The 16909-nt window shown below is 65.0% G+C and carries 16 protein-coding genes; 13 read left to right on the forward strand and 3 right to left on the reverse strand.

The features are described from left to right. Positions 1–66: 66 nt before the first annotated feature. The gene (locus tag BLS42_RS04835; protein WP_090577339.1) at positions 67–1503 is read left to right on the forward strand and encodes an MFS transporter; all 1437 of its coding nucleotides are present in this window, start codon (positions 67–69) and stop codon (positions 1501–1503) included. Positions 1504–1510: 7 nt separating this feature from the next. Here BLS42_RS04835 and BLS42_RS04840 read toward each other — a convergent pair whose 3' ends face one another. Next, positions 1511–1849, reverse strand: a complete 339-nt coding sequence (locus BLS42_RS04840) for a hypothetical protein (protein WP_090577342.1) — start codon at positions 1847–1849, stop codon at positions 1511–1513. Between the two features lie 123 nt (positions 1850–1972). On the opposite strand from BLS42_RS04840, the gene BLS42_RS04845 reads away from it, so the two are divergent. The 3 genes from BLS42_RS04845 to BLS42_RS04855 all read left to right on the forward strand — a co-directional run bounded on the left by BLS42_RS04845 (position 1973) and on the right by BLS42_RS04855 (position 6287). Further along, positions 1973–2791, forward strand: coding sequence for a pyruvate, water dikinase regulatory protein (locus BLS42_RS04845; RefSeq protein ID WP_090577345.1), 819 nt, complete (start codon positions 1973–1975; stop codon positions 2789–2791). A gap of 151 nt (positions 2792–2942) precedes the next feature. After that, positions 2943–5348, forward strand: a complete 2406-nt coding sequence (ppsA, locus tag BLS42_RS04850) for a phosphoenolpyruvate synthase (RefSeq protein WP_090577348.1) — start codon at positions 2943–2945, stop codon at positions 5346–5348. Between the two features lie 114 nt (positions 5349–5462). After that, positions 5463–6287 (forward strand): VOC family protein, encoded by an 825-nt coding sequence (locus tag BLS42_RS04855; protein ID WP_090577351.1) that lies wholly within the window; start codon positions 5463–5465, stop codon positions 6285–6287. A gap of 15 nt (positions 6288–6302) precedes the next feature. On the opposite strand, the gene BLS42_RS04860 is transcribed toward BLS42_RS04855, so the two are convergent. Continuing rightward, on the reverse strand, positions 6303–7115 hold the full coding sequence (locus BLS42_RS04860; RefSeq protein ID WP_176803190.1) for an alpha/beta fold hydrolase: 813 nt from the start codon (positions 7113–7115) through the stop codon (positions 6303–6305). Between the two features lie 55 nt (positions 7116–7170). Between BLS42_RS04860 and BLS42_RS04865 the strand changes: the two genes are divergently transcribed. The 6 genes from BLS42_RS04865 (at position 7171) to BLS42_RS04890 (ending at position 13472) form a co-directional block, all read left to right on the forward strand. Continuing rightward, positions 7171–7374 carry a hypothetical protein gene (locus BLS42_RS04865; protein ID WP_090577354.1) on the forward strand — a complete coding sequence of 68 codons (204 nt, stop codon included), beginning with the start codon at positions 7171–7173 and terminating at the stop codon, positions 7372–7374. 103 nt (positions 7375–7477) lie between these two features. Further along, complete coding sequence (locus BLS42_RS04870; protein WP_090577357.1) at positions 7478–8083, forward strand: DUF1326 domain-containing protein; 606 nt, start codon at positions 7478–7480, stop codon at positions 8081–8083. 105 nt (positions 8084–8188) lie between these two features. Beyond that, on the forward strand, positions 8189–8851 hold the full coding sequence (locus BLS42_RS04875; protein WP_256336249.1) for a DUF2182 domain-containing protein: 663 nt from the start codon (positions 8189–8191) through the stop codon (positions 8849–8851). A gap of 35 nt (positions 8852–8886) precedes the next feature. Further along, complete coding sequence (locus tag BLS42_RS04880) at positions 8887–9957, forward strand: hypothetical protein (RefSeq protein ID WP_176803191.1); 1071 nt, start codon at positions 8887–8889, stop codon at positions 9955–9957. Between the two features lie 353 nt (positions 9958–10310). After that, positions 10311–12290 carry an aconitate hydratase gene (locus tag BLS42_RS04885; protein WP_090577367.1) on the forward strand — a complete coding sequence of 660 codons (1980 nt, stop codon included), beginning with the start codon at positions 10311–10313 and terminating at the stop codon, positions 12288–12290. Positions 12291–12383: 93 nt separating this feature from the next. Continuing rightward, positions 12384–13472, forward strand: coding sequence for a DUF3616 domain-containing protein (locus BLS42_RS04890; protein WP_090577370.1), 1089 nt, complete (start codon positions 12384–12386; stop codon positions 13470–13472). A 41-nt stretch (positions 13473–13513) separates the two neighbouring features. On the opposite strand, the gene BLS42_RS04895 is transcribed toward BLS42_RS04890, so the two are convergent. Beyond that, on the reverse strand, positions 13514–14380 hold the full coding sequence (locus tag BLS42_RS04895; RefSeq protein ID WP_090577940.1) for an alpha/beta fold hydrolase: 867 nt from the start codon (positions 14378–14380) through the stop codon (positions 13514–13516). Positions 14381–14561: 181 nt separating this feature from the next. On the opposite strand from BLS42_RS04895, the gene BLS42_RS04900 reads away from it, so the two are divergent. The 3 genes from BLS42_RS04900 (at position 14562) to BLS42_RS04910 (ending at position 16858) form a co-directional block, all read left to right on the forward strand. Next, positions 14562–14870: a hypothetical protein gene (locus BLS42_RS04900; protein WP_256336250.1), complete on the forward strand. Its 309-nt coding sequence runs from the start codon at positions 14562–14564 to the stop codon at positions 14868–14870. A gap of 72 nt (positions 14871–14942) precedes the next feature. Continuing rightward, a complete protein-coding gene (locus BLS42_RS04905) occupies positions 14943–15458 on the forward strand; it encodes a hypothetical protein (protein WP_143019146.1) in 516 nt (171 codons plus the stop codon). Between the two features lie 128 nt (positions 15459–15586). Then, positions 15587–16858 carry an MFS transporter gene (locus BLS42_RS04910; RefSeq protein WP_176803215.1) on the forward strand — a complete coding sequence of 424 codons (1272 nt, stop codon included), beginning with the start codon at positions 15587–15589 and terminating at the stop codon, positions 16856–16858. The last annotated feature ends 51 nt before the right edge of the window (positions 16859–16909 follow it).

Genomic DNA, 16909 nt, shown 5'->3' on the forward strand with positions numbered 1-16909 from the left:
ATGCAGTTGGGGACGGAACCGGTTCTGCACGCAACACGCTTTGGGCGCCGACGGGAATGAGATCACGTGACGACTACGCCTGCCGAGGGAGTCGGCTTCCGGTCCAAGCGCGGACCTGTCCTCATTGCCCTGATGCTCTCAACTGGTCTGGTGGCGATCGATGCGACGGTTGTGGCGACAGCGGTGCCTTCGATCGTGCGCGACATCGGCGGGTTCACGTCCTTCCCGTGGCTTTTCTCCGCCTACCTGCTGGCGCAGGCTGTGTCAGTACCTGTCTACGCGAAGCTCTCCGATGTCATCGGCCGCAAGCCGATCATGCTCGTCGGAATTGGCCTGTTCCTGGTGGGCTCGATCCTGTGCGGAGTCGCCTGGAGCATGCCGGTCCTCATCGCCTTCCGCGTGGTGCAGGGCCTGGGTGCGGGGGCGGTCCAGCCGATGGCCATCACCATCGCCGGCGATATCTACACGCTGGCGGAGCGGGCAAAGGTGCAGGGCTACCTTGCGAGCGTGTGGGCGGTCTCCTCGGTCGTTGGCCCGACGCTCGGGGGAGTGTTTGCCGCACTCGGCATCTGGCGTGGCATCTTTCTCATAAACATCCCGCTGTGCCTGGTGGCCGGGTGGATGCTGGTCCGGTCGTTCCACGAGAATATCGAGCACGTAAAGCACCGGGTCGACTATCTGGGGGCGGGGCTGCTGACTCTCTCGCTCACCCTGCTAATCCTCGGGGCCCTCGAGGGCGGCCAGGCCTGGGCCTGGAACTCCGCCATCAGCGGCGCAGTGTTCGCAGGCGGTGCCATCTTGTTCGCCGCGTTCCTCCTGGTCGAGCGGAAGGCAGCCGAGCCGGTCCTGCCGCCGTGGGTTGTGTCCCGCCGGCTGCTGGCGACGACGGCGATGATCGCCTTCGGCGTGGGAGCGGTCATGCTTGGTCTGACTTCTTACGTTCCCACGTTCCTCGTAGGAGCCCTCTCGACCTCGCCGATCCTGGCCGGACTCGCCCTGGCGGCGCTGACCATCGGCTGGCCGATCAGTGCCTCCCAATCGGGGCGGCTGTATCTTCGGATCGGGTTCCGGAACACTGCCATGATCGGCATCACGGTCACCGTCATCGGCACAGCAGTCCTTGCCCTCACCGCCTCCTCACCCAACATTGCGATGGTCGCGGGCAGTTGCTTCATCGTCGGGCTCGGACTCGGGCTCGTCGCCACCCCGACCCTCATAGCCGCCCAGACGAGCGTCGAATGGAACGAGCGCGGCGTGGTCACCGGCACCAACCTTTTCGCGCGATCGATCGGCAGCGCCATCGGCGTCGCCGTGTTCGGGGCGATAGCGAACGCGGTCTACGCCGGCACCCCGCACGGCGACACGGACCCCCAGACCATCGTGGCGGCCTCCGCCGCCGTGTTCCTGGCCGTCATGATCTGTGCCGTGCTCACCGTCGTCGCCGTTATCGGGATGCCCGCCACAAAACCCGTCAAACAGGTCCACGCCGCCGCGCGGGGGTAATCCGTCCCTAGACGGTGTCCGGCCGCTGATCTCCCTTGTGGCTCCGCAGATTCTCCTGCACCTTGCCGAACAAATCCTTGATGGTCGACTCCGTATTGGTGAGCATGTCCGGCTGGACGTAGACCAGTTGGGCGGGAGGCAGGCTGAAGTGGGAAGGCAGGCCACCCGTGCCGTCCACCCCTGCAAGTGCGATGGTCACGCCGCCCTCCTTGCGCGCAACGGCGCCGATCCGGCCGAAGACCACGGTAAATTCGTCCGGCTGGAAGCTTACGGTCAGTCCGACGTGTGTCCGGTTTAGGTCGCTTGCTGCGACGGCCTTCTCGTTACCGGTGCCTGCATAGCTCATGTCCATCTCCTGACAGTTGGTGGCGTTGTACGCGAGCAGTCTACGGCTGTGTCCGGAGGCCGGGTAGGGACCCGCCCGGCGCCTGATGCCGGGCGGGGACCGTTCCTGGTGGAGAATGCGTTCATGACCAATGACGATCTTCGGCCTGTCTACTTCCTTTCGGACAGCACCGGCATCACCGCGGAAACCCTCGGCAACACCTTGTTGACGCAGTTCCCCGCGAATAACTTTGACCGCGTCACGGTCCCCTTCATCACGACCGTCGAACAGGCCAAGGCCGTGGTCCGTACCATCGACAAACGGGCCGCCACCGGTCGGCGGCCGGTCGTCTTTTCCACCGCTGTCAGCAGTGACATCCGCCAGGTCCTGGCGACGTGTAAGGGAATCATCGTGGACCTCATCGGGACGCATGTCGGACAGCTGGAGCAGGCCCTCGGCTCACCGGCCAGCGGGGAACCCGGCAGGGCCCATGGCCTGGGCAATGCAGAGCGGTATCAATCCCGGATGGCCGCCGTCGAGTACGCCATGGAACACGACGACGGCCAGAGCCTGCGCGCGCTGGAAAAGGCCCAGGTCATCCTGGTGGCACCGTCCCGATGCGGCAAAACACCCACGACCATGTATTTGGCGCTGCAACACGGCATCTTCGCCGCGAACTTCCCGCTGGTGGACGAGGACTTTGAACGGGAAGGGCTGCCCAAGCCGCTGAGGCCCTTCGTTGAGAAATGTTTCGGACTCTCCTCCAACCCCCTGCGCCTGAGCCAGATCCGCACCGAACGGCGTCGCGGCTCACCGTACGCGTCGCTGCGGCAGTGCGGCTTCGAGTTGCGCAGCGCCGAGCAGTTGTACGTCTCCCACAGGATTCCGTACCTGAATTCAGCCACGGTATCCGTGGAGGAAATGGCGGCCACTATCCTGCAGCGGATGAATCTCAAACATTAGGGAAAAGTTTCACAAACCCGGTGTGGCGCACGTCATATGGAAAGAGCGCTGGAGACCTGTCACTGTGGACAGGACTTACGCCCATCAACCGGCCATCGCCGCGAGCGGGGCGGCGCGCTTGCATGCCATCCTCTGCAAAGGAGCAGTAACAATGACGACAGACATCCTGTGGTTCTCAGAACTCGGACTCAAGGACCTGGACCGAGTGGGCGGAAAGAACGCCTCCCTCGGCGAAATGGTGCAGAACCTGACCTCTGCCGGCGTCCAGGTCCCGGACGGCTTCGCCACGACCGCGGATGCCTACCGCAACTTCTTGGCAGATTCCGGTCTGGACCAGAAGATCGCCGACCGGCTGGTCGGCCTGGACACCGATGACGTGACGGCCCTTGCCTCGGCCGGTCAGGAGATCCGGTCCCTGATGCGCGAGACGCCCTTCCTGCCGGACTTTGAAGCGCAGATCCGGGACTCCTACCAGAAGCTGGTGGACAAGCACGGCGGTTCCGAGGACCTGTCCTGGGCCGTCCGTTCCAGCGCGACCGCCGAAGACCTTCCCGATGCCTCCTTCGCCGGGCAGCAGGAAACGTTCCTGAACGTCCGCGGCATCGAGAACATCCTGCTCGCCATCAAGGACGTGTTCGCGTCCCTCTACAACGACCGGGCCATCGCCTACCGCGTGCACCACAAATTCGAACACGCCGAGGTGGCGCTCTCGGCCGGGATCCAGCGCATGGTGCGCTCGGACGTCGGGGCCTCCGGCGTCATGTTCACCATGGACACGGAGTCCGGGTTCCAGGATGCCGTGTTCGTCACGTCCTCCTACGGCCTCGGCGAGGCGGTCGTCCAAGGCGCCGTCAACCCCGACGAGTTCTACGTCTACAAGCCCGCGCTGCAGGCTGGGCGGTCCGCTATCCTCAAGCGCGGACTGGGCGAGAAGGCCCTCCAGATGACCTACACGACCAGCCGCGAAATCGGCCGCACCATTGACTTCGTACCGGTTGAGGCCTCCTTGCGGAGCCGCTTCAGCCTCAGCGACGACGACGTCGAGCAGCTCGCCCGGCATGCCGTCGCCATCGAGGAGCACTACGGCCGCCCCATGGACATCGAATGGGGCAAGGACGGGATCGACGGCGGCCTGTACATCCTGCAGGCGCGCCCGGAGACCGTGCAGTCCCGCCGGGCCTCCGGCAGCCTGAGCCGTTTCCGCCTCAACGGGACCGGCCGGGTGCTGGTCGAGGGCCGTGCCATCGGCCAGCGCATTGGCGCCGGCAGCGTCCGCATCCTCACCGCGATTGACCAGATGGCCGCCTTCAAGACCGGCGATGTCCTCGTCGCCGACATGACCGACCCGGACTGGGAACCGATCATGAAGCGTGCCTCCGCCATCGTGACCAACCGCGGCGGGCGCACTTGCCACGCGGCCATCATTGCCCGGGAACTGGGGATTCCCGCCGTCGTCGGCACCGGGGACGCCACGGACGCCCTCTCCGACGGCCTCGACGTGACCGTTTCCTGCGCCGACGGCGAGACCGGCACTATCTACGAAGGGCTCCTGGATTTCAGCGTCGAGGAAACCGAGATCACCCAGCTGCCCGAGGCCCCCGTCAAGGTCATGATGAATGTCGGCACCCCGGAGCAGGCATTCACTTTCGCGCAGCTGCCCAACCACGGAGTGGGCCTGGCCCGGCTGGAATTCATCATCAACCGCCAGATCGGCATCCACCCCAAGGCACTGCTGAACCTGGACGAGCAGCCGGCGGACGTCGCCGCGGAAATCCGTGAGCGGATTGCCGCGTACGACAGCCCGCGCGACTACTACATCAAGCGCCTGGCCGAAGGCGTGTCCACCATCGCAGCGGCCTTCGCACCGGAACCGGTGATTGTGCGCATGTCCGACTTCAAGTCCAACGAGTACGCCAACCTGATTGGCGGACCCGCCTACGAGCCGCACGAAGAGAACCCGATGATCGGCTTCCGCGGCGCCTCACGGTACCTGGAGCCGTCCTTCCGGGACTGCTTCGACCTTGAGTGCGAGGCCCTGTCCTTCGTTCGCAACGAGATGGGCCTGACCAACGTCAAGCTGATGATCCCGTTCGTGCGGACCCTGGACGAGGCCCGCGGCGTCATCGAACTGTTGGCGGAGAACGGCCTCACCCGCGGCGAGAACGGCCTCGAGGTGATCATGATGTGCGAGATTCCGTCCAACGCGCTGCTCGCCGACGAGTTCCTGGACTACTTCGACGGATTCTCCATCGGCTCCAATGACATGACCCAGCTGGCCCTGGGCCTGGACCGGGATTCCGCGATTGTCTCGGGCGGCTTCGACGAACGTGACCCTGCCGTCAAGAAGCTCCTGAGCATGGCCATCAAGGCCTGCAAGGCGCGCGGCAAATATGTGGGCATCTGCGGCCAGGGTCCCAGCGACCACACGGACTTCGCCGAGTGGCTGGTCGAGGAAGGCATCGATTCCGTCTCCTTGAACCCCGACACCGTGGTGGATACCTGGCTCCGGCTCGCCGGCGCGGCCGTCGAGTCAGGGGTCGGCGCCGAGGCGAACTAGGGCAAGGGCGTCCCTGCCCTAGTCCCCAACTGCGAGAGGATGCTCTACTGGTGTGAACGGGGTACCGGGCCGGATCATGGCTCGCTAGGCTTTGTCCATGGACGGGAGCGAGACATGATCCAGCGGACCTACCCGCAGGGCGTCCCGTGTTGGATCGACACCGAGCAGCCCGACGTCGAGGCGGCCGCCGAGTTCTACGCCGGAATCTTTGGCTGGACGTTCGAGGACGCCATGCCGGCGGGAGCGCCGGGCCGTTACTTGATAGCAAAGCTCGGTGGCCAGGACGTCGCTGGGTTGGCCAGCACCCAAGGTGCCGCTGCGTGGAGTACTTACGTGTCCGTCGAGGACGCGGATGTCGCAGTGCAGCGACTGGTCGCTGCCGGCGCTACGCTGCGATCGGCGGCTGCCGATGCGGGGGAGGGCGGCCGCAGTGCGGCGCTGATCGATCCCGTAGGCGCAGAGCTCCGCATCTGGCAGGCCAGACGACGCCTAGGGGCACAAGTGGCCAATCAACCAGGGGCATGGAACTTCAGCGATCTCCACACGCCTAACCCCGGCGCGGCCATTAAGTTCTACGAGGACGCGTTCGGCTGGCAGGTCGACGACCTCGGCTTCGCGATGATGATCCGCCGGCCCGGTTATGGTGATCACCTTGAGGCGACAGTCGATCCGGGCATCAGGGCGAGGCAGTCAGTGCTGGCCGCCCCACCTGGCTTCGAGGATGCGATCGCCTGGATCGCGACCACCGCCCCCGACGAACTGTCGCGCTGGCATGTCTCGTTCACTGTTGCCGACCGGGACCAGACGGTGGCTGATGCGAAGCGACTCGGCGCCCAAGTCCTTAGCCAAAACGACGCCGAATGGACGCACACGGCACTGATCCGGGACCTCCAGGGAGCGGTATTTACCGCCAGCCAGTTCACGCCCCCGTCGGGATGAGCGATCCCGACTACTTCACGTCGTGGAGTTCTCACGCACGCGCGCGAGCCATTCGATAACCAGGGCTTGCGTGAGCGCGGGTTGCTCGTGGAACAGAGCGTGGCCGGCGCGATCGAGTACAGCAAAGGTAGCGCGGGGGTAGTGCTCGATCAGCTCCCACGGGCCCGTGTGCCCGGCGGTGGCATCCTGTCGCCCGGCAAGAATTAACACAGGATGAGGATAGATAGTTGCAGCTTCCGGGCGATCCCGTAGCTCCCAGTGCGAAAAGATTCGCATCAGCCCCGACTCGTCAACGAGGGGCACTGCGGGAGCCACAAGCTCTTGGAACCGGCTCAGGGTTTCGGTCGTCTGGACAACGAAGTAGCCACGGTAGGAAGCCTCGAGTTCCGGGCCCAGTTTGCCGGTCAGGCCGGGCGACGAAACAAGGACCTCGTGCTCAGGCAGGCTCCGGGTATGCGCGCCGACCGGGCAGATTAACGCCAGCCCGACCACCTGCTCAGGTCTCCGATTGGCAACCGCACGGGCTAAGTACCCACCGTACGACTGACCCATGACAAGCAAAGGTTCATCACCAATGGTGCTGTCGATCAGGCCGAGCAGAATGTCCAGAACGTCATCGTTGCTCGTGATTGTCTCGGGCGCCGGCGTGCGGCCCATCCCCGGCAGGTCCGGATACAGCCGCCGAAAGCCGGGAACGTTGGAGAATATCGGTTCAAGAGCGCCGGCGATCTCGCGATGATCCACGCCCGCGCCGTGCAGGGCGAGAACCGGCGTGCCGCTGCCGTACTCGGCGTAATGCACAGGCACTCCGCCGACCGTCGCCTCCATCCAGATAGTGTAGATCCCAGGAATAGGGTTTGCCTTGGCAGACGAAGGGGTCCAAATGAGCTATAAATATCGAACTGTCCGGGTTCGCGGCACCGACTTGATCGGAACCATCGCGCGAAAACACGGGAGCGCGCCCGAGATCTACGAAACCTCGAAGGACGCGAACACTTCAGTGGTTCCGGTGTTTTTCCAGGCAACGGGCGAGATCAGATTCTTCGACAGGTCAGTGCTGGAGGACGTCGTGGCGCCGGCCAGTTAGCCGGGCCCGGAGGGCCTCATGCACGGTCACCATCTACCGTTGACACTGTTCAGGGCCGCGAGGAGACTTTATTTTTGGGGGGCCTGTTCGAAAGGAGCCCCAAATGCCGTGGCATGTCGAGGGTACATATTTTGAGAATTGCAATTGCGACATGGCCTGCCCGTGTACGATTTCAGGGCAGACCGCACCGGCGGATAACGAACGCTGCAACGTGGCCTTGGCCTTCCACGTCGAAACCGGCGAAGTGAACGGTGTCGACGTCGGTGGTCTGACAGTCTGCGTCGTAGCCGATACTCCGGCCGTCATGGGTGACGGGGGCTGGAAGGTCGGAGTTCTGATGGATGCCGCCGCCTCGGCTGAGCAGGCAGAAGCGCTCGGTGCAGTCTTCGGCGGACAGCTCGGCGGACCGATGGAGGGCCTCGCGCCTTTGATCGGTGAAATGGCAGGCATGGAGTCCCTGGAAATGGCCTACGCCGACGACGGGCGTGTCCACCAGGTCCGCATTGGCAGTGCCGTCGACATGGTGGTCGAGGACTTCGTGTCTCCCCTGGATTCCACAGGACGAGGAGTGAAAATCAGCGGGGTCGGATTCCCGGCGGACACTCTGGCAGCCGGCACATCCAGCACCGCCCGCGTCGACGTGTTCGGGATGACCTGGGATAACGCCGGGAAGAACTCCTTCTCGGCCCCCTTCGCCTGGTCCGCTTAAGTGCCGGGCAGGAGCGGCCTGACAGTTAGCCACCATGCCGCAGAGTTGGCGTTGATCGGGTGCGCCGCACTGGCGTGGTATCTCACTTTCGTAGGCCTCACCGACATGTCCACGGGCCCGGGAACCATGGGACTGGGGCTCTGGGGTTTCCTGGGCGTGTGGACGCTGATGATGGCAGCCATGATGCTGCCGGCACTCGCGCCTCTCACTTCGACGTACCTCAGGTCCATCCGTGCCGTCCGCAGCCGCCGAGTCCGGACCATCCGGACAACAGGTTTGGTCGGCGGTTACCTGTTGACGTGGATCGGATTCGGAGTCGTTGCCTACGCGGCCGCGGCTCTCTCTGGGCTGCTGGCTGAGGACTCGGCTAATATCGCACCTTGGGTGGGGGCTGGAGTGCTCGTGGCGGCCGGCGCCTACCAGCTGACCCCGCTGAAGGATTTCTGTCTCAGGCACTGCCGGTCGCCCGTAGCTTTCCTGTTGCACGTATCCGGTTACAAGGGTCGCCTGCGGGATGTCCGCGTCGGCATGTACCACGGTGTGTATTGCGTGGGCTGCTGTTGGGGGCTCATGGTGGTGCTGATTGCTGTTGGCGTGATGAACCTGGCATGGATGGCGGTGCTCACGGTAGTTATCTTCCTGGAGAAGACGTGGAAATACGGGCCCACCCTCAGCCGGATCACTGGAGTCTCACTGATCGTTTTCGCGCTCTTCGTCCCGTCTCACCCGGAGCTGCTGCCCGGGCTATACATGACTTCGCCCATGTGAGTGAAGGTAATCGCCATAGTGCGAGGAGATCGACCATGGTTGACACGGCAGCACGGACTCGCCGGGCAGGGGCGCGGAACGATCTTGTGACGCAACTGCTGGGCATCTGGCTCCTCCTGGCCGTCTTCCTGGACGGCTGGGCCCACATGCACCTTCCCGGGCTGGAAACCTTCTTCACTCCCTGGCACGCGGCGCTTTATTCGGGTCTCGTGGCCACTGCCGTGTGGACGGCAAGCGTTATCTGGAGGAACCGTCAGCCCGGGCGGCCGTTGACCAGGGCGATACCGGCCGGCTACCAGGGCACTGTCATCGGACTCGCCCTCTTCGCCGTCGCCGGCGTTCTGGATCTGGCTTGGCACGAGATCCTGGGCATCGAAGTCTCCCTCGATGCGCTGGTGAGCCCCACACACTTGCTGCTGGGGTTCAGCCTCTTCCTCATCCTCGGCACCGGCATCCGTAGTGGACGGGCCGCCAGCGGATCAGAGGCCTTCAAATGGACGCCGCCTGCAGTACTGTCTCTCGCCCTGATGACCGGCCTGGGCGCCTTCTTCCTCATCTACTGCTCGGCCTTTGTCCGGACCCCGCCCGCCGTCCCATATCTACAGACGCCGATCGGGAGCCCCGGGCACACCCAAGCGGAGCTGCCCCCGGCCCTCGGACTGGCCAGCTACCTGATGACCACGGCGCTGATCATTGCCCCCTTCCTCTACACCCTCTCCGGAGCCCGACGGCCGCCTCACGGCATTGCCACCATCCTGGTCGCCGTCGTGGCGTGGCTGCCACTGGCCATGTCGGGGCTGCGCCCGGCGGCGGTCGCCGGTGCGGCCGGGGCAACGGCCGCCGCGGTCGTGACTGACGTGCTGCTCGCCCGACGGGCGGGGCCGTGGCTGAGGCGCCGGCTGCCGGCGGCCACCGCGATACTGGCGGCGCTAATCTGGACGGGCCAACTGGCCGGCATCGCCGTGGCGTCATCAATTCAATGGCCCGTGTCGATGTGGCTGGGAGCCGTAGTGCTGAGTGCGGGATTGGCTGCCGCACTGGCCTTCCTCAGCTCTTGGAACACCAAGAGCGTCCCGGGGCCGACAGTGCTGCGATACCAGGCATAAGGGCCGCGGTCAGCGAATGGGCGCAGCGCAGCTCAGCGCGAATACTGGTGCGGTCTGGGTGCGAGGCGCCGCCCCTGCATCGTTGGGGGACTCTGCAGGGACGGCGCACCCTTCACGCTACCGTGCGGCACCGGCGCCTGGGCCGGACCGGGAACAGTCTTAACGTTTCCCTAGCGTGCCTGTACCGCCGGGACAAGGCGCCCTCGGAGTTTCCAGCGTGAATTTGCACGGTCCAATCACCACTGTTCCCGGCGACCGGAGTGGGCTATTTTTGGGGATAAGGGGAGTGCCCGGTGGCCGGTTCGTTGCCGACGGATGTCGTCCGGCCTCGCCATCGAGTAAGGAAGCCCACCGTGGCCTACAACGTGGCCCAGAAGCTCATCGCATCCCATCTGGTCGCCGGAGAGATGATTCCCGGGCGTGAGATTGGTTTGCATATCGATCAGACCCTCACCCAGGACGCGACGGGGACGCTGGTCATGCTTGAACTGGAGGCCCTCGGGCTCGACCAGGCACAAACTGAAGTGTCCGTGCAGTACGTGGACCACAACCTGTTGCAGGCCGACAGCAAAAACGCGGAGGACCATGATTTTCTGCGCTCAGCCTGCCGCCGGTTTGGTGTGTGGTTCTCGAAGGCCGGAAACGGGGTGTCCCATCCGACTCACATGCAGCGGTTCGGTATTCCGGGCAAAACCATGGTCGGCTCCGATAGTCATACCCCGGCCGCAGGTTCACTGGGGATGTTGGCAATCGGGGTCGGCGGCACCGAGGTAGCCCTGGCAATCGCGGGTGAGCCGCTCTATCTGAAGATGCCGGAGATCTGGGGCGTGAGGCTTACCGGCAAGCTGCCGCCCTGGACCAGCGCCAAGGACGTCATTCTCGAAATGCTGCGCCGGCACGGCGTGAAGGGCGGCAGGGACCGGATCATCGAGTACCACGGTCCCGGCGTCGCCACCCTGAGCGCGATGGACCGGCACGTGATTGCCAACATGGGCGCCGAACTCGGTGCGACGAGCACGGTCTTCCCGGCCGACGACCAGGTCCGGGCTTTCCTGCGCACCGAGCAGCGGGAGGGCGACTTCACCGAGCTCCTCGCCGATGCCGATGCCACCTACGACGTGACCGAGGAGATCGACCTCTCCACGATCGAGCCGCTCATCGCCCTGCCCAGCTCGCCGGGCAATGTGGTTCCGGTGCGGGAGGCCGCAGGGAAGCCGGTGGCGCAGGTCGTGATTGGGTCCTCAGCGAATCCCGGGCTGCGGGACTTCGCGATTGTGGCCGCAATCACGAAGGGGCGGCAGTGCCACCCCGGACTGTCTTTCGACGTCAATCCGAGTTCCCGTCAGATCCTGCAGGACCTGACGAAAATGGGTGCCACCTACGATCTGATCCGTGCGGGCGCCCGGCTGCATCAGACCGGATGCATGGGCTGTATCGGTATGGGCCAGGCCCCCGCGAGCGGAAGCAACAGCCTGCGCACGATGCCCCGCAACTTTCCGGGCCGTTCGGGCACGAAGGAGGACTCGGTCTACCTCTGCTCACCGGAGACGGCCGCGGCTGCCGCACTCACCGGAACGATCACCGACCCGCGGGACCTGACAGAGCTCTTCGACCTGGAATACCCCGAGATCGAACTTCCCGAGGTGTCGAGCGTGAACCTGGCAATGCTGGAGAAGCCGTTGGCGCCGGAGGAAGCCGGCAAAGTAGCACTCGTCAAGGGCGAAAACATCTCCTCGCTTCCGGTATTCGGTCCCCTCGCCGATCGCATCGAGGCACCAGTCGCCTTGGTCTTGGGGGATGATGTCTCGACGGATGAGATTCTGCCAGCCGGTGCGCGCGTTCTGCCCTACCGCAGCAACATCCCCAAACTCGCCGAATTCACCTTCGACCAGGTCGACCCTACTTACCCCGCCCGTGCCGCACGAACCCGCGACTCGACAGGCCACATCCTGGTCGGCGGCATCAACTACGGCCAGGGATCCTCACGGGAACACGCAGCTATCACCCCGCGCTTCCTCGGGCTGCGCGCAGTGGTGGCCATCTCGTTCGCGCGGATCCACTGGCAGAACCTGGCTAATTTCGGCGTCCTCGCACTCGAGTTCACGAATGCCGACGATCATGACCGTATCGAACAAGGCGATGTGCTCCTGCTGACGGGAATACACGACGCCCTCGTGACAGGCAACGAGATCCTCGTGCAGAACGAGACCCGCGGCGAGGTCTATCCTGTGCGGCACAGCCTCTCCAATCGTCAGGTGGACATGCTCTTGGCGGGTGGGCTCATCCCTTGGCTGCGCGAACGAAGGGCGCGGGACGCCCGCGACCCAGGCTAGCGCGTGGGACCGGTGGATGATGATGGTGACGTCCTGAAGCATGGGAGTTGAAATGAGCGGCCGATCACCGCTGATGAGAATGGGTAATCCCCGGTGAGTGGATGGCCGCGGCCGGACGAGCCTTCCGGCGAAATCACCCTCGTACTCGATCAGCGCAGCACCCTCGATCGGCAGGATGACCTCCGCGATGGGTTGTCGGCGATCGCCCGCCAGGGCCCCCATCTCTGGGTCGCCAATGACGAGACGACCAGTGTCGAGCGGCTCACGCTGGAGACCGGCGACCAGGCTCGCGACCATCGCAGCTTCGATCTCACCCAGCTCCTTGAGCTGCCCGGGGACAGGGGTGAGATGGACATCGAAGGACTCGATGTCGAGGGTGACATGCTGTGGCTGGTGGGATCGCACAGCGCGGCCCGCAAGCAGGTCAAGGGGAACGCCACGCCCGCAGAGGCGCAGAATTCCCTGGCGACAGTGGAGGTCAGTCAGCGCCGTCGGGTGTTGGCCCGGCTCTCCACCAAGACGCTCCTCGAACCCGGCGGCAGCCCGACGGATCACCAACAACACCCCGCCGTTTTAGGCCTCGGTCGGGGCGCGGACTTGGTGGATCTCCTGGCCGACGACCCTCACCTGGGAAGCTTCATACAGTCCCGGACGATCGGGGCGCGCCCTATCCCGGGCAAGGACAACGGGATTGACTGCGAGGGCCTCGCCGTAGACGGAGACCGGGTGTTCATCGGTCTCCGCGGGCCGGTGCTGCGCGGGTGGGCCATGATCATCGAGCTCCAGGTTGGCGACGGGCCAGGCCTAGAGCCGCAGCCGATCGGTCCCGGGAATCGTCGCTACCGCAAGCACTTCCTCCGCCTGCACGGCTTGGGCGTGCGGGATCTGTGCCGTCACGGAGAGGACCTGCTCGTCTTGGCGGGACCCACCATGGAGCTCGACGGGCGCGCAGCCGTGTTTCGCTGGCGGGGCGCGCTGACGTCGCAGGCCGAGACTGTCCTGCAGAAAGACGACTTGCATTGCGAATTTGAGGCGCCGTTCGGTGAGGGTGAGGACCACGCCGAGGGGATCACCGTTCTCGACGACGGCAGGTCGGCTTTGGTCTTGTATGGGACGCCGGCTGGAAAGCGCAAGACGGGACGCCATGAGATCAAGGCCGACGTTTTCCGCCTCAGCAAGTAGGGAACCATCGCCGCCTCGGTCCGCGGGGTTGTGGGACGTTCCTATTGCTCCCTGCCCACCTGATCCCGGCCCACTTTTCCGAGCCAGGCTTTCAGAAGGGGAACGACGACGTCGCTATGCATCGCGCTCAGGTGATCGAGTGCGGGGAGGACTTGCACGTCCCACCCGGCCTCGATGAGCTCGCGCTCGTGGGCAGCAAGCGGTTCGCCGATTCGCACGGTCACGTTTCCCCAACGGGGTCCGTAAACGATTTGATCGGCGGAGCCGGCGAAGGCAAGCCGTGGGAGGTCTCGCGCCAGTGCAACAGTTGAATCGCCGAAGTCTTGGAGTGCTTCGTACAGCGTGACGAACTGGCGCGTTTGTGCCTCGTTGGTCTGTATTGTGGCGGCATCCCAGTCGCCTGGTTCGACCGGGAGGTTCACCGCCGGAGATTGTTCCGAGGATCTGGCAGCCGCGGAGTGGGCCGCCCGCGTCACCGCCAGCATGCTTTTGTAGGGGCCCTCGAGCGGCGGGAACCCGCCCATGATGAGGGCCCAGAGGCGGTTGGTGCGGATCGCCAACTGCAAACCGCACAGGGCCAGCCAGGAGTACCCGTAGTACCCAAAAGTGTCGGCGTGTGCCGCGTCAGCGATGGCCAGGAAATCGGCGGCGACGTTCTCCGGGGTGAGGGTATCCGGCGCCGGGTGCGCCATCCGGTGGCCCTCGTAGTCGGCCGCGACTACCCGATAGGACTGCGAGAGAGCCGACACAAGGGTGGGCCCGAGGTCCGGGTCTGCGCCCCAATCGCGCATCGTCTGGGCTTCCGACTCGGAACGCGGCTTCAAATCCGCTGGGATAAGGAGCGCCCGGCCGTCACCGCTCACCAGGATGGATATCGTCGTGCCGTCGTGCAAAAGCGCCTCAGCCATGTCGGCCACCGGGACCCTCCTCATTGGTATTACTCCGGTGGACAAAGTCTGTCACCGCGGCGTTCATCTCGGAACGCCTGGCAGCCGTGGCGGTCCGACGCGCCTGCTCTGGCGCCCACGGGCTCAGGAGGCGAGAATGGGGTCGTGCTCGCCCCTGAACGAACCCAAGGGAAGGACTTTCATGACGCTGTATCAGCCTGAACCGGTCGAAATCTCAACGAGGATGCGACCGGGGGAGTGGACCGAGGAAAGCCTGGTTGCACTGGAAGCGTCGTATCGCGAACAGCTGTTGCGCATGGGCGCGGCCGCATCCGAGATCGACGTCGTGATTGACCGCGACGACGGCGGCGGAGTCAGCGTGGTGGCGTCCTGGCTTAAGCCTGCCCTCGCGCAGGAGCTGACAGAGGTGGTGGACGACACCGGGCTCGTGGCGATGGACCCAGACGCCGAGTCAGGGCGGCCGGCGCGCGACGATTCCACGCCCCGATAGCCTTCTGGGCGTGCCGCGGGCTCCGGTAGGGTGGTGATCCCGAAGCAACTCTTCCAGCAGAGTGGAGCTTTCATGGCACCGAAGATTTCCGGCACAGTCGATAAGAAATTGTTCGGGCTCTACCTTTCGGACCACCTCGCGGGGGCCACGGCGGGGCAGGGCCGCATAGAGCGCATGGCGCGCGACTTCACGGACACTCCCTTCCACGCCGAACTTTCTGCGCTTGCCACCCAGATCCGGGAAGAGCGGGAGTATGTACGCGGACTAGTGGGGGATTTTGGCTTGCCGCGGCGGACTCCCCGGCGGGCGGCGGCGTGGGTCGCGGAGCGCGCCGGTCGGCTCAAACTCAACGGGCGGGTGGTGAACCGCTCGCCGATGACGCTGGTGCTGGAATCCGAGGTCATGCGGTCGGCTGTGATGGGAAAACTGGGGCTTTGGCAGACGCTGCAGGACCTCTCCGGCGATCTGGGGCTGGATGGGGCCAGATTCGACGGACTGGCCACGAAGGCACGCGAACAGATCGCCACCCTGGACCGGGTCCATGAGTACGCCCGCCGTCGGGCGTTCTACACGAACCAGGGAGCCTGAGCAGGTCGGACCGCTTCGGCTCGATCGATCGCGTCATGCCCTCAGCCTGATTTGCTCTGGCGCGCGACGGCAGGGGAGACGAGAATGGGCTCGTGCTCCCTCCTCGCCCCGGCGGGGACGGCGACGCGATGAACGCCGCCGCCCGAAAGATCCAGCGCATCTATCTGACGTTGACGCTGGGCAATACCCTTGCGGCCTCGTTCATCTGGGGGATCAACACCCTCTTCCTGTTGGATGCCGGACTCAGTAACCTCGAGGCGTTTGCCGCGAACGCCTTCTTCACGGCCGGTATGGTGCTGTTCGAGGTGCCCACCGGAGTGGTTGCCGACGGCTGGGGGCGCCGTGTATCGTTCCTGCTCGGAACCGTGACCCTTGCCGTCTCGACCTACTTCTACTACCTGCTCTGGCAGTTTTCCGCCCCGTTCTGGATGTGGGCGGTGGTCTCGGTCCTGCTCGGCCTGGGCTTCACCTTCTTCTCTGGAGCGGTCGAAGCCTGGCTCGTCGACGCGTTGCGCTTCTCGGGGTTCGAAGGCGGGATGGAGACCGTGCTCGGGCGGGGCCAGATGGTGTCCGGCGTCGCGATGCTCGCCGGCTCCGTGGCTGGGGGCGTGATCGCGCAGGCCACCAATCTGGGCGTGCCGTTCCTGATGCGCGTGGGCGTGCTCTTGGCCATGTTCGCCGTCGCTTTTTGGCTCATGCACGACGTCGGGTTCACCCCCGAACGCTCGACCCATCCGCTGCAGGCGACCCGGGCAGTACTCAACGCCTCGATCGAGAACGGCCTGAAAAATCCACCAGTACGTTACGTGATGCTGGCCGCGCCGTTCAGCGCCGGCGTCGGCATCTATGTGTTTTACGCCCTGCAGCCCTACCTGCTCAATCTGTTCGGGGACCCGCGGGCGTACTCCGTGGCGGGCCTAGCGGCGGCCATCGTGGCGGGAGCGCAGGTGCTCGGCGGCTGGATGGCGCCCCATGTCCGGCGCCTTGTCCGTAAACGCACGTCGGTGTTGATCCTGAGTAGCATCGTGAGCACCTTGATTCTGGTTGTGCTTGGATTCACCCAGGTGTTCTGGGTGGCCCTGGTGCTGCTGGCGCTCTGGGCACTGGTAGCGTCGGCGGGTATCCCGGTGCGGCAGGCCTACCTGAACGACATGATTGCCTCGAAGCAGCGGGCAACAGTGCTTAGCTTCGACTCGCTCATGGGCTCAAGTGGTGGCGTGGTGGTGCAGCCACTGCTCGGCCGGGCAGCCGATGTGTACGGCTACGCTGCATCACTAGCGATGGGTGGCGTGATCGAGTTGATCGCGGTGCCCTTCCTGCTGGCGAGCCGCCGGCAACACCCCCCGGCCGATCAGGCAAACGCCCCGACCAGTACGAACACCGGATCCCAGCCGGCGTAGGACTCCACCCGGAAAATCCCTTCGGCCGGGCGCCTTACTTGGCGAGGCCTT

The organism is Arthrobacter sp. ov407, assembly GCF_900102895.1.
Classification (GTDB): domain Bacteria; phylum Actinomycetota; class Actinomycetes; order Actinomycetales; family Micrococcaceae; genus Arthrobacter.

What these genes read in the sequence shown, in the direction of transcription:
- BLS42_RS04840 (WP_090577342.1), bottom strand. Translation starts at nt 1,849, where the DNA reads ATGAGCTATGCAGGCACCGGTAACGAGAAGGCCGTCGCAGCAAGCGAC.
- BLS42_RS04845 (WP_090577345.1), top strand. Translation starts at nt 1,973, where the DNA reads ATGACCAATGACGATCTTCGGCCTGTCTACTTCCTTTCGGACAGCACC.
- ppsA (WP_090577348.1), top strand. Translation starts at nt 2,943, where the DNA reads ATGACGACAGACATCCTGTGGTTCTCAGAACTCGGACTCAAGGACCTG.
- BLS42_RS04855 (WP_090577351.1), top strand. Translation starts at nt 5,463, where the DNA reads ATGATCCAGCGGACCTACCCGCAGGGCGTCCCGTGTTGGATCGACACC.
- BLS42_RS04860 (WP_176803190.1), bottom strand. Translation starts at nt 7,115, where the DNA reads ATGGAGGCGACGGTCGGCGGAGTGCCTGTGCATTACGCCGAGTACGGC.
- BLS42_RS04865 (WP_090577354.1), top strand. Translation starts at nt 7,171, where the DNA reads ATGAGCTATAAATATCGAACTGTCCGGGTTCGCGGCACCGACTTGATC.
- BLS42_RS04870 (WP_090577357.1), top strand. Translation starts at nt 7,478, where the DNA reads ATGCCGTGGCATGTCGAGGGTACATATTTTGAGAATTGCAATTGCGAC.
- BLS42_RS04875 (WP_256336249.1), top strand. Translation starts at nt 8,189, where the DNA reads ATGTCCACGGGCCCGGGAACCATGGGACTGGGGCTCTGGGGTTTCCTG.
- BLS42_RS04880 (WP_176803191.1), top strand. Translation starts at nt 8,887, where the DNA reads ATGGTTGACACGGCAGCACGGACTCGCCGGGCAGGGGCGCGGAACGAT.
- BLS42_RS04895 (WP_090577940.1), bottom strand. Translation starts at nt 14,380, where the DNA reads ATGGCTGAGGCGCTTTTGCACGACGGCACGACGATATCCATCCTGGTG.
- BLS42_RS04900 (WP_256336250.1), top strand. Translation starts at nt 14,562, where the DNA reads ATGACGCTGTATCAGCCTGAACCGGTCGAAATCTCAACGAGGATGCGA.
- BLS42_RS04905 (WP_143019146.1), top strand. Translation starts at nt 14,943, where the DNA reads ATGGCACCGAAGATTTCCGGCACAGTCGATAAGAAATTGTTCGGGCTC.
- BLS42_RS04910 (WP_176803215.1), top strand. Translation starts at nt 15,587, where the DNA reads ATGAACGCCGCCGCCCGAAAGATCCAGCGCATCTATCTGACGTTGACG.